At 52.3% G+C, this 13,552-nt stretch carries 8 protein-coding genes; all 8 read left to right on the forward strand.

Annotated features, from left to right (window positions below):
* The first annotated feature begins 15 nt into the window (after positions 1-15).
* The 8 genes from Q1B27_RS03985 (at position 16) to Q1B27_RS04020 (ending at position 13,442) form a co-directional block, all read left to right on the forward strand.
* Complete coding sequence (locus Q1B27_RS03985) at positions 16-2,562, forward strand: hypothetical protein (RefSeq protein WP_299843933.1); 2,547 nt, start codon at positions 16-18, stop codon at positions 2,560-2,562.
* Positions 2,559-6,416 (forward strand): contractile injection system tape measure protein, encoded by a 3,858-nt coding sequence (locus Q1B27_RS03990; RefSeq protein ID WP_299843936.1) that lies wholly within the window; start codon positions 2,559-2,561, stop codon positions 6,414-6,416. Before Q1B27_RS03985 ends, Q1B27_RS03990 begins: the two co-directional genes overlap by 4 nt.
* Before the next feature lie 500 nt (positions 6,417-6,916).
* Complete coding sequence (locus Q1B27_RS03995) at positions 6,917-7,750, forward strand: ATP-binding protein (protein WP_299843939.1); 834 nt, start codon at positions 6,917-6,919, stop codon at positions 7,748-7,750.
* Entirely contained in the window at positions 7,747-8,313 is a 567-nt protein-coding gene (locus Q1B27_RS04000; RefSeq protein WP_299843942.1) for a DUF4255 domain-containing protein, read from the forward strand. Before Q1B27_RS03995 ends, Q1B27_RS04000 begins: the two co-directional genes overlap by 4 nt.
* Before the next feature lie 3 nt (positions 8,314-8,316).
* Complete coding sequence (locus Q1B27_RS04005) at positions 8,317-9,339, forward strand: hypothetical protein (protein WP_299843945.1); 1,023 nt, start codon at positions 8,317-8,319, stop codon at positions 9,337-9,339.
* Between the two features lie 187 nt (positions 9,340-9,526).
* Entirely contained in the window at positions 9,527-10,387 is an 861-nt protein-coding gene (locus Q1B27_RS04010) for a GH25 family lysozyme (protein WP_299843947.1), read from the forward strand.
* A 40-nt stretch (positions 10,388-10,427) separates the two neighbouring features.
* Positions 10,428-12,671, forward strand: coding sequence for a hypothetical protein (locus Q1B27_RS04015; RefSeq protein WP_299843950.1), 2,244 nt, complete (start codon positions 10,428-10,430; stop codon positions 12,669-12,671).
* A gap of 567 nt (positions 12,672-13,238) precedes the next feature.
* The gene (locus tag Q1B27_RS04020) at positions 13,239-13,442 is read left to right on the forward strand and encodes a hypothetical protein (RefSeq protein ID WP_299843953.1); all 204 of its coding nucleotides are present in this window, start codon (positions 13,239-13,241) and stop codon (positions 13,440-13,442) included.
* Positions 13,443-13,552 lie beyond the last annotated feature (110 nt).

The raw sequence follows: 13,552 nt of genomic DNA on the forward strand, positions 1-13,552 counted from the left end.
CAGCGGTAGACCCTGATGACCCAGCAGGAGATCATTACCAAAGACCCCAAAGCGCCAGAAACGCTTGATTTTGAAGCATTGCTTGCGTCAGGCATTGCCTATGTTCAATCCCTGAGTCGCGATAGCTGGACTGACTACAATGAACATGATCCGGGTGTCACCATACTGGAAAACCTTGTCTTTGCATTGACCGACATTGCGTACCGAACAAACCATCCTATTGCAGATATTATCGCTTCGTCTGCCGCATCCACTGGCACTCCCCTAGAGCGTCTGCCGTTGTTTACAGGCGACAGGGCATTCACCACAGCGCCGGCAACCGGCAATGACTATCGAAAACTCATTTATGATCAAGTGGCCGATGTTCGTGATGTCTGGTTAGTACCTGTAACCGAACGACACGGGGTATCCGGTCTGTTTGACGTATTTATACAGGCTTTCCCGCCCGTCGCGTCAGAGCATGGTGCAATGATCAGACCCGATGAACAGGCCATTACGAAAGATGTGCAGCGCCTTCTGGAAGCAAGCCGAGGTATCGGCATTGATTTTCGAAAGGTAGAGCTTGTCCCGGAGGAGCTATTTGCGCTTGACCTCGAAATTTCGATCGCGCCGGACGAAAACCCAAATAGTTGCGTCGCCGCGGTCTTATTTGCCGTCGATAATGCGCTTAACCCTCCGCCTGAAATCGAAGATGTAGATCAGGCACTTTATGCTGGCATGCCCCCGGACGAGTTGTTTCAGGGGCCCAAACTTGATCTGGGCGTGATCCGTGACGATAGCTTGCGGCCTCTCGTCACGCAACTTGACCTGAATAAAACACGTGCCGCTATTCTGGATGTTACCGGTGTCGTGACTGTTGGTCAGTTCATGACGCGCACCGTTCGATCGCGCGTCTGCCCCGAAGGACCGTCCCTGCCGACCCTTTCGCGCCGTCCTGCAGACCTAAATGGTATTCAGGTTTTTCGAAATGGTGTGCCGATGAAGCTGGATTATGGCCGCGTCCTGCTCAACCTGCGCCATCTTGAAGAAAAAAGGCGATGGCAAACTCGTTACGCAATGCGCCGCATGTCGGATACCAGCTATGCCACAGTACCCTTGGGCAAGGATGACCGGCATCTGAACAGGTATCGTTCGATCCAACACATCTTTCCCGAAATCTATGGCATCGGTGAAAAAGGAACAGAGGGTGCTGTGCCGATCACCGAGCGGGGCAGGAACCAGCATCAGGAACAGGCACTGCGTCGGGCACGGGCTAGACAGCTCAAGGGGTATTTGACATTTTTTGAACAGATGATGGCCGACCACCTGAGCCAGTTGGATGCTACGGCGGACCTGTTCGCTTTACCGTCCGAACGCCCGACATACAACTGGCAGGCATTGACGCGGCCGAGCGCACATCCGGACGATCCGTCCAATTTGGCGCCAATCCTTGGCCAACCCACGAACGCTAAAGACAAGAAGAACAGCACATGGTTCCAGCAGTATTGTGACGGATTAGAGGCGATCTATACGAATATCGACCGTCCAGCCGAACGGCGTGGCAGGGCGCTTGACCACCTTTTGGCGCGGTTCGGCGAACAATTTGACACCGCCTCGCTCAAACGTCTTTACGATCAAGAACACCAGCCACGGGATGTGTTTGAGCAATGGTTATTGAAACGCAAAGCAGAACTCCTTGAAAATGTCATAGACCTCGGCGGCAAACGTGGTCTGGGAATCGACCTTTCTAACTCGGCTTCTTGTCCTCTCGAGACACGGATCGCGCTACGATCAGGCCATGATGCACCGCTTTATCTGATCGAACACATCTTGCTGCGCGACGGGGCACGTGGAGGCGGCATCGGGGCTGAGCAGATCGGCGTTGATTTTGCTGTCACGGCGCCTCCTCCGCTAACGGCTTTTCGACTGGCGCTGGACGGTTATTCAGTGCATTGGATTTTGGACCCTCAGCCACTTGCATCGGAAACCTCATCGCTGTTGGAGCTTTTGGTTACCCTTGGAGCGGATCAGGCGCATTACACGGCCTATCCACCGGGATCTTATCAGGTCTCTGTTCGTATTGAACAAAATGCTGGCTTGGGCGTCGACGTTCTCGAAAACTTTAGGTCAATGGATGAGGCTAAAGCGTGCATTGCTGACATGCAGCGCATCTGCCAAGAGGCACAAAAAACCAAACGTGTTCCCAGCGATTTCGTTGAACCCGTCTATCTGCCTCTGGATTTCTACAATCATGGCGTCAGCCTGATCATCAGCCCGGGAACTGAAGGAACATCAGAAGATCGTCGCGCTTTTGTAAGCGAAATCGCTGCGGCCGAAATTCCGGCTCACTTGTCGTGCGTGCATCTTTGGCTCCACCGGGATGAAATCGACTCATTTGATACTGACTATAAAGAATGGCAGAAGATTCATCGTGGCGTTCGGGCAACCGCGTTTCCCTCTGCGGCTGCCCGTCAGGAAGCTGTTGAGCGTTCGGAAAAACTGCGCAATCACATTCACAGGCTCTATTGCGCCAGTATCCAAAACGCTCGCAAGCGTCGGCGTGAAAGCGTGGGTGTGAAATGACAGCAGCGCATCAAATCGGTCGCGTTGTCTATGAATTCGATGTTGATGAAGACAGCGACGCTAAACAAGTCCAAGATCGTCTTAGTGATTTTTCCTATTCCCGGCTTGAGCCTGTGATCGATCTTAGCGTGGACGACGCTGCCCTTTCCGGTCATCTGATCCTTGACACGCTGGAATTGAATCTTGGCGAAATCCCAGCGGATGATTTCGACGATACGCTTGAATTGCGCCTACGCGAAGCACTCACGCTAGCGCTCCTGCAAGCCCAAATCCCTGGGAGGGACTTTGCCCTCAAACCACAACGCGCCACAATGTTTCCAGCCACGGTCGAACAAGAACGTGATTTAAAAAGTTACCTAAGCTTGGGTCGATATCCACATTTGCCTGACAATGACGCGCCGGGGTTGGCCGCCTTGCTTCGGACTGAGTTGGCCCGTGACCCACGCGGGGTGGTGAAAATTCTTGAAAAAGTTACCGACATGCCGGACGTGCAAAAACGTATGGCGCTTCAATTGCCGAAAGACCTCCGTGAAGACCTGATTGCCGCTGCAAGGACATTGGCCAACGGATCGTTTAGCTCATTGCAGGAATTGCTGACATCAAGTGTTCAAAGTGAAACCGTTTCGCGCGATAAAGCAGGCAGCTTATCGCAGAAGACCCAATCGCCGCCGTTGCTGACCGAACAGGGTGTCCAGGTCCAAAAGAAACAAAACGCGCGGCACCAATCCGAGGCTTTACAAAAAGCCTTATGGCAAGCTCTGAAATCAGGCCAAGTGACCGATGAGATAGCCCGATTAGACATCGCCGCAATCGTCAGGACCGATACCCTCATTCTTCCGCTCTTGACGGCTAATCTTGTCAACGCGCGCTTCCGATCGGCGCTTCGCTATCATCTGACATTTGGCTCGATTGAGGATTTGCATCTGAAAGGTCTTCCGGCGATTGGCGGTTTTGCCGTCACATTACTAAAAACTGCCCGAACTCTCAGATCGGATGTATTCGAGCAAGTGATTGACGCCAGTCTGGCTGGCCTGGCCCACCCCAAAGACGACGCAACGCAATGGCTGCAAGACATCACTCGGGGACTGCATCGTTCCGTCGTGGCGCAAGTCTATTCAGCTGCGGCGAAACTGCGTGAGATCGACGAACGATACGAAGTTCTATACAACATCATGGGATCGCTTGATATCGACGCCCCCGCTATTTCCACTGCTGAAAAACACGATCAGGAAGAAAGCGTTAAACCTTTCGAGGAACTTGTTACAGCGCTCCGATTCGGCGGCATGGAATCTAAGGATGTGCTGGCAACCCGGTTGCTAAACGCTTTGGTTGAAGAAGATGCTGAACACGATGACGTGATTGAGCGTTCGCATGTTTCTGGCATTGCACAACACCGCCTCGTCAAAATACTCGAAACTATTCCAATGAAAAAGCTTGATCGCGTTTTGCGTCAACGTTTGGGCAAGGCTTTTTCTGAACAGTTCGATCTTATCCAAGTTGCAACCAGCAAACCTGAGGACGCATCCCTACGCTTTCAGGTTTTTTGGGCACTTCTTGACACGCTTCGTACTCTCAATAAGCGGGAACAAACGCAGCAGGATGTTGCGCAACACTCGCTAAACCATTTCTGGTCAATCCTCGCGCAGCGCCTCCCCGAAAGCATAAAAAACCTTGAGAGTATCCGCCGAGAATTTGGACGAAAAAGTGATAAAACCTACGGGGATGACACGGCATCCGAACCTTTTTCGGGGGTTATGATACGACCAGAAGGAATTGAAATTCCGGGTAAAGACACCTGGGATAGCAAGCAATCCTCGAAGGAAATGCGACATGCGATCCCGAGGGCAAAAACATCCCCCAAAGAAACGCGAAAAAGGCCGAAGAACGATGTTGAGTCCCGCGAAGCCGCAGAACTTATGCAATTGTTGGCACGCGCTGGATTAAGGCTCAAGCCGACCGCGGTCGCACAGATACTTGCAGATACAAACCTGTTGTTTGAATCGAATGAAAAAAGCGCCAGCGCCGCTTTGGACGCTCTGGCTGGTGTTCTTAATTTATCGCGGAAAACGCTGGTGGAACATCTTATGCCACAGATCAGCGATTCACAGAGAGAATTGAAATCGACCGCGCTGAAACCACTCAACTTACTAATACTGCAGGGTTTTGAAAACCTTGAGAAGGCAGAGGATATTGCTTCGTTTTCGCAGCTACTGGTTCGTGCACGCCTTTGTGAAAATTTGACGCAAGCTGACAAGATACTGGACAGTGTCTCCCAGGCAACGCCGTTATCCGACGGTCACGAGTTAGCATTTCTAAGTGCAGTGGCTGAGCGGCTCAATCTAAGTCTCGCTGAAATGGTGAAACAGCTCCACGATCATCTGCCTGAGGAGTTTATGGGTCTGTCGGCACCGCTAATACGTGCATTCAAATCGGATAGGTCAACGTTATCAAAAACCAGTTCAGAGCAACAAACACTCACTCGGATCGCGAAATTGGTCGTAAAAGGCGGTATAACCGATGATGTTTCCCGAACGAGCAGCGATCTTGCTGACCTAGCGACGAACGCTTCGCCTATTACAGGTGACGCAACCACCTTCCTTGATGCACTCGCAGCCCGATATGACCTTGACCGAAATACTCTGATCGAAAGGCTTAAGCCGCACGTCTTGGCTCAAACAGTGCAATTGCCAGAAGCATTCACCGTTCTTTTCAATAACGATACAGATGAGAAAAATAAAGTTGGTGAACACCATCGAACCCTCACTCAGTTCGCTGAACTCATCCTGCGTTCAGGCGTAAGTGACGATCCCGAACAGGCCAAACAGATATTGTTTGAGGTTGCCAAAACTGACCCACCCATCAAAGGTTCGGAAAGCAAATTTCTGGATGCCGTTGCCGAAAGATATGAACTTGCCGAACAACTCGAGCCATATCTTGTTGAACATGAATTTCCATTCCAACAGCCCATGACGCGGGAACTTGAAGATGACGCATCAGGATGGCCCGATATTATGAAATCCAAACAACTGCTCAGTGACATTGTTCACCTGCTTCGGAAAGCAGGCGTTACGCTTGAGCCCATCGATCTTTCCCAATTACTTTTGGAAGTGATGAAAACGAACCCGCTGAGCGACGGAAACGAAGTAGCTTTTCTTGACACACTCGCGCGAAGACTTGATCTGAGCCGGGACGCCCTGATACGTCACCTTCGGCCGTATGTATCAAGCCATTCAGGGTCTCTTCCCCAAGCTTTGTTAGACGTAATTCAGCAAACAGTTTTTTCAGAGCATCCGATTGGATCGGACAGCACCGATGCGTCAGAAACCGCTGAAACGGCCATTCCAAGTAATGCCCCTATTTTCACGCCAATGTCTGGCTTGGTTCTTACCCATCCTTATTTGATAACTTACCTGGATCGCCTTGGTTGTCTCGAAAACGGGCAGCTACCGAAAGAACATACCGACCGAGCCGTGCATCTCTTTGGGTTACTTGCAAGCGGGCGTTCTGATTTGCCCGAACATGAACTTATGCTGCCAAAATTGCTGGCGAACCTTTCGGTTACCTCCCCAGTCTCGCATGGTTATGAGGTCAAATCTGAGGAGAGCGAATTGGCTGTTGAGCTTCTGCGGCACTTGGCGTCCCAGGTGCCCGGATTTGTAAATACGACACCCGATGCTCTGCGCGAAACATTTCTGATGCGCCACGGTCAAATCATACCCTCCTCTGATGAAAGCGGTATGATTTTGCGCGTTGTGAAAGGACCTTTCGACATGTTGCTGAACGACGTACCCTGGCCGTTTTCCATTATTCGTCTGCCCTGGATGCAGGAGGCTCTGCACGTCGAATGGATTTGAACGCCACCTCCAAAACCCTCACGCGAGAGCTTGATTGGCTTGATAAAGTGATCGAAACAGTGATTGCACGGCATTTTCAATCCGAAGAAAAGCCGCCCGATGCGCCCAAGCCCCCTTCCCTTCAGAAAGACAGGTCAGACTATGCCAAGGCCATAAAACAGGGGGCGTTGGGTGAAACTGATCGTCTAATCCTGATCCTTGCAATGGCCCCGACTTTAAGAGCCGAGGTTCTGGATCCATTCCTATTTCGCAATCCAAATATTGACCGCATATTCACTGAATTTTCCGCGCGCCCGAATGGCGACGGTACGTTTGTTCCCACACTTGGCACGGCCCAATTTCTGATCGGTGGGGGAGCGCTTGAAAAACGGCTATCGGCACTCGAATACTTCCAGAACGGTTCCCGACTTGTTGCGGGCGGGTTTTTGATGCCGTTGAACCTTTTCGGCGAGACAAAGCAGCACCAACCGCTTCAGGTTGTTCAGAATTTCCTCAGCCTGATGCTGACCGGAACGCGCCACCGCCCCGATTTCCAAGCAGATTTCCCGGCCAAACGGCTGACAACAAAGATGACTTGGGAGGATTTGATCCTCACGGACCGAACGCGGCACGAGGTTGGCGAAATCCTCGCCTGGATCGAACATGGCGAAGTGCTAGAACGCGACGCCGGTATTGGTCGCCTGATCAAACCGGGCTATCGCAGCCTCTTTCATGGACCACCAGGGACCGGCAAAACACTCACGGCTACGCTTCTCGGTCAGCGCACGGACCGCGATGTGTACCGGGTGGATCTGTCGATGGTCGTTTCCAAGTGGATTGGAGAAACCGAAAAGAATCTGGCGCAAATCTTCGATCAGGCCGAGGGACAGAACTGGATTCTCTTTTTTGACGAAGCTGACGCACTTTTTGGTAAACGTACTGAAGTCAGTCAATCCCACGACCGATATGCAAATCAGGAGGTCTCTTACATCCTTCAACGGATCGAGGACTTTGACGGTGTCATCATTCTTGCCAGCAACTTCAAAAGCAACATCGACTCTGCTTTCGCGCGCCGGTTTCAATCAATGATCCGGTTTGAATTACCCCGTCCGCCTGAACGGTTGCGGCTATGGAAGGCCGCATTTCCTGATCGTAGCCTGTTGGCAACCGACGTTGATCTGGAGGAGCTCGCCAAAGGTTTTGAGCTCTCTGGTGGCGCAATTGTAAACGCTGCGCGCTATGCTTATCTGGCTCGCTTGCGCAATCAGCAAAAAACCATCAGTCGTGCTGAAATTCGAACCGGTATCACACGCGAGTTACAGAAAATGGGAAAAATCGCGGGAGTGAACGAATGATCGACCAGACAATGACGTTCCTGTTGGGTGAATTGAACAATTATCTTGGTGCGCGATTTCCGGACAGCCCGAATCTGGCAGTGCTGGAAGATATCGTCCAGAATTCCGGCACCGGCGCGGAAGAGATTGAGAATAAACTGGTGGTGACGCTTGTAAATGTCGAGCGCGAACCGATCGCTGCAAATACCGCAAAAATGTACCGTCAAACCGGTGACGTTGCCAAACGCATCCCACAACCGCTCAATCTGAACCTTGTTTTCATGATCGCAGCCAATTTCCCAGAGAATTACACGGACAGCCTCAAGGTCCTGTCATCAGCGATTGCTTTTTTTCAGGCAATGCCGCTTTTTACCGCACAATCGAACCCGAATTTTCCCGATGCGCTTGAACGACTTTCAGTCGAGTGGCGCGAGTTGGATCTACAAGCCAGCCATAATCTGTGGACGGTTCTGGGCGGTCGCTATCGACCTTCGGTGGTATACAAAGCCCGTATGCTGATTATCGATGACGCCTTCATCGGCGCGGATGTTCCCATTATCACCGCAACCGACGTCGAGGGGTGAGGAATGGGTATCGGGATCACTCTTGCACCGCTTCTCAAACTGAAGATCGACCATGGCTATTATGGATCGGACACGCCCGGGATCAAGCTGATCGCCACCCATTCTACGTTAAAAACCCTGGCGAAGACACGCTGCCGGTTACGGACAATGCCTGACGGGATCGAACTCTATGCCAGCGCGCCATCCGGTGGCACCCCGAAGCGCGCAGAGGGCAGTGGCATGATCCTGTCTTTCTGGCTTGAAGCCACCGATCCTGATTTCTGGATTGTCACTCAACCGGACTGGGCGGGCGATGCCGTTAACAACTGTTTCTTCCTCAGCGAGAAAACGGAACAGGCCCAACAAATCCACTCTGCATCGGCCAACATGTTGCCCACCTATCCGAAGTCTTTTCACGATACGTTCAGTACTGCGATTTCGGGTGAAACCCTCAGACTCATAGATTGGCGCGGGGGCGTGCCTGTCTGGACATCTGCTGTGAAGGTTCAGGGACAGAAAACCCTTGATCTGTCGTTGGCCGCCGTGCCGGATGGACGGTACAGCTTACACCTCGACGGAACTCAACTTCGGGAATTCTACCTGACGGATCGGGCGGTTTCCGGCTATTGGGGGGTGATTGAAATCGACCTCGGCTCAGCCGAACCCACCCAGCACGGGCAAGATCCGTTGACCTATGGCATTGTCTTCAAGCCTCGGAAAAGCCGTTGGCGCTACGTGATCCGTAGCCTCAAAAAAGACCGTGACCTTGGCCAGGCGCGGATCACCGCTACCCCCAAGGCCATTAATTTCAACGACGCGATTCCAGATCCCAGCGGGCGACCCGATATCTGGATCATCGAATCTGAAACACTCCTGCCGCTTTATGCGTCGCCCGCGCCGCACCACACCATGACCTTGCATTTACCAGCCGCCGCCGGACCACCCCCTTTGCCCCTGCCCTTGCCTTACCCCACGGCGGATTCAACCCGCGTTCAAACCACTGGATCGGACACCGAAATGTGGTCGACCATTTACCTGACCGTTTGATGGATAATCGTGAAATCCCATTAAACGCATTATCAATCGGAGGACCAAACGGCTGAAATTTAGGCATTGACCAGTTTCGTCAAGAGTTCGTGCCACCAAGAGCGGCGCCTCGCAGATACCTGCTTCGCAAGAGGTCTCAGAACGCGTTTTAGAAAAATTCATACCTGTACCCAGAAAGGAATACGTCATGTTTTCTAAATATTTCGGTGCATTCATTTTCGTCTTGTCTGCCGCGGTGGGATCGGCGCTTTACGCTGTCGACCCGACAGACGGTAAATCCCGGGAAATCTCGCGATCTGATCGGAAATTGATCGCGGCCAGTACATATGGCTTTACGGGTAACGCCCTTTCTCAGCGCTTCCAATTTCCGGCGGATGCCAGCGACGGCAATTTCGGCATAGACGTGTCGCATTTCAATGGCGACATTAACTGGCAGAACATGGCCGCCGACGGTGTGAAATTTGTCTACATCAAGGCCACACAAGGCAAGGATATCGTCGATGCAAAATTTGAAGCGAACTGGACGGGTGCCAAGGCCGCTGGCCTGAAAGTTGGTGCCTACCATTTTCTGTCCTCTCTGGATCCGGCAGAAGAACAAGTGACCAACTTTCTGAACACCTACCAGAAGTTAGGCGTCGAAAAAGGTGGCGACGCTGATCTGCCTGCGGTTCTTGATGTCGAATGGGATTTTTCAACTGCCGCCGCGGACGGCCATCAAACAGACCGGTGGGCGACGCATAGTGCCAGTTCAATCGCCAGCACGGTCGAAGCCTGGTTGGCCGCAGTCGAAAAGACCACAAAGAAGTCTCCCCTGATCTATACAAACACGACCTGGTGGACCCAACGTGTGGGGGCGTCAGGTGATGATCTTGCAAAGACCTACAAGCTCTGGATTTCGGATTACACGCTATCCAACCTCCAATCAGATACACCGGTTGCGCCGCAAGGATTCGAAGTGGATTTATGGCAGTTCACGGATCGTGGTGGCGTCAAAGGCCTCATTGGACCGGTGGATGTCAACAAGGACCTTAATCTTCAGATGAACTGAAAGAGGGCTTTATATCCCGCCTAACAAGCGAGCCGAAAACATGAGAAAAGCATCCCGAAAACCAGCGCCAAAGACGGACGGCCGAACTGGGTCTGCTCAATCTGATCGCGCTCGCTTGGATGCTGGTTCAAAGAAAGACGGAGGGTGCAATTACCAATATTCAGGAGCCAGCAGCTTTGCGACACTGCAACGTGCGGCAAGGCAAAGCGCGCATTCGGAAATTCTGGCCGGACTTAAACGCGTGGTTCATACAGGGGCCAAACTCACTACTGATATTCGTTCGCCAATCTCCGGTCTGTCCGGCTCGACCGCTCCAATTCAACGCAATAGAACGCTTAATGCAGGCGAGAAAAAGAAAATCCGGGAAGTACTTGAGGAAGCTGACGTGGTTTACGATGCCCTGGTGCATTCGCGCATCTTCAGACGGGAGATCGCGGAAGAATCTGCCCAAATACTTTTTGACATCATGGAAAGAGCTGGCGACCTCTACGATAAAATTGATCAAGACGATTTTCCGGATGATTTTTCCCTCGATGATTTGGAAGAAAGCTTGGCCACGTTGCAAGATGCGATCAAAGAACCCTGGTATGAAACGAAGAGATTCTTCCAAGATCGCCCTCCGGCAGACACGCGTGGTATTGGTGACCAGCATCCAAAAGTGAAAGTGAAAACCGCGGCCCAACATGAAATCTCTGCACTTGGTGCCGAAAGTTCACTCAAGGCCAATCTCGAGATTCTGCGAAGCGAAGATCGCGTCTTCTACGTCTATGGCCGGTCTGCAATGGGCTCGGGCGATACCGCCTTTATCGTAAGAACCGTTGCTCTGTTGCGCGGGTATGGCCTGCATGCCGTTGCCGTCAAACAGGACGCCGCTGCACATGATTCAGCGCAGGCCTTTGGAAAAGCCCATGAAAAAACTCCGCAGGAAATGTATAAAGAGGCAAGGCCTCAGGACGTCATTGTCGAAGGACCATTGTCAGATTCGTATCACCGCCCCGAAATCGGCGCGACGGATTACGAGTCGGTCACCGAACGCGAATTCAACAAGCTGCATAGCGGAACAACCGAAACACCATTGGCTGAACTGCAAATGCCCTTCAACTTGCGTCTGTACGAGTATGGAACTCTTTCTCTCCGAGGCGGTCAGTTGTGCACCGGACCGGGTGACAATGTCGCAAGCAATGCGGGCAAGGTTCGCCACGGTTTTCTGGGCATGGGGCACGGCGAGATGGGGGCGTTCTACAACGCATCACAGGAACCCGACGCGCCGAGTTTTCTCGAGCTTGTCGAAAGCTATGCGGTTCCCAAAGCCGATGGAAAGCCCCTGCCCGTCGCCTTGAAACTATGGGAGCTCTGCAAAAAAAACGAAGGGGCAAAGTTTCTGTTGGGTTACACCAACAAGAGCGAGGAAGTTACGCATTGGTGTCAAAGTGTTGCAACCGCAGTCGCACCGCTTGGTGGGCATTACATCATCATCGGCGTCTTTGGCGGCAAGGCGATCCCCGACACCTTTCATGTTGAAGAAAGCAGTTTTTCGGGCATGTACATCTCCGAGAGGAAAAACCTGCAAGTGAAGGCACGGGAACCCAGCGTTAGCAAGCGATCAACAGGAAACTCCTCTGTTCTGATCACAAACCTTCTGCCTCGCCCGTTGATGGCCGCATTGCAGAATATTGCTGAGCCATTCATGGCGACAACAGGCAACTATTCCCTTTCCGAAGCGATTGAGGGTGGCAGTTTCCCATCCTACGAAGCGCTGCATTTTAATGCAGGCGTCTCAGAAGACCTTGAATGGCAGATTACACATGCAGCAGAGTACCTTGAAACTCCTCCAGTCGTACGTGACGCGATGCAAGGTCTGGCAGGTGTGTCGCCCCTCTTGCTGAGTGGTAAAGAAGCGCTGATCCAAACACTGCTCCAAAACCCGGCTGAAGTGCGTAAGTTGACAGCCGAGATCAGACGAAAGACCGATGCAGGCGCGAATCTGGTCGCCAAATTGGCCGCGTTGATCAGTGCCGGTGATGCGGGCCGCATTACTCTTGACCCACCCCGCAAAACACCTGCCCGCAAACCTCGGTCCGGTGTCTACCGTCCCCCCCAGCGTTCCCAACCCGCACCTGGAAGGCGCGACACCTACAGGTCAAAAAGCAGCAAAAGCTCCACATCAAGCTGGCGTCGTGATGACAAAAAATCGGGCAGCAGAAAGCCTCCGGCAAAGAAAAGCGATCCCAGAAATTGGCGCAGCAAACCCAGCGGCGGCGACTCAAATCGCAAGAACTGGTAGACAGCTCGCTCGACTGACAAAAACAGATCCCGGCAGCCAAACAAACGAGGGAATCGAAGCGCAGCTAATCGGGCTTGATGATCGACCAAAATATCGGTGAACGATGCGGTGATTGGCGCGGCAAGAACCCGGCATAAAGAGTTTTCGAGAAAAAATGGCGCAGCAATAGCCCTCTATATTGGTTCGTCAAATATTTGATTTACCTAGCTAAAGACTAAGCTATCTATTGATTACATCACAAATAATAGCGCAACATGCTTCTGCTGCGCACCTGACCAACCTTTGCTAACCGACGGTGTTTTTGGGGCGCTTGTGCTTTAATCATGCTTGGCCGTATCCGTGGTGAAGTTATATTTGTCGAAGTAGTCCTTGTACCGCGCCCGCAACCTTGTCGTGTCAATCGCATATTCCTCGTTGGAATACCCATGGCGGCCGTGCTTACCTTGCTGAGGTTCATGCCATCGCAGCCAACCCGCTTCTTCGCAGTCCACGTTGAAGCGTACTCTCCGACACACCAAACCGTATTGCTGTTTGAGGCAACGTCATGCCATCTTGCTGCATATAGCAATGAGCTTCCAAAACATCGTCAACACTCATCGGCCTTGGCCTGCCAATGGGGACGCCGTGTTCCCGCGCCGCGTTAAGTCCGTTGCGGGTGTTTTCTCGGATGAGGTCGCGGTGAAATTCGGCAACCTGCTCACCTCTTGCTGGTCGAAAAACAAAACAGGCAAGAAGCGCCCTTATTACATGTGCTTCCAAAAGGGGCTGTGACAGCTACCTTAAGTCCATCCGTCGCGATGATCTGGAAGGCGCATTCGAAGGTTTGCTGCAAGAGCTGCAACCTGCGCCAAGCCTCTTCAAGCTCGCCCGAGCCATGTTCC

This window comes from uncultured Roseovarius sp. (assembly GCF_947489715.1).
Taxonomy (GTDB): Bacteria; Pseudomonadota; Alphaproteobacteria; order Rhodobacterales; family Rhodobacteraceae; genus Roseovarius.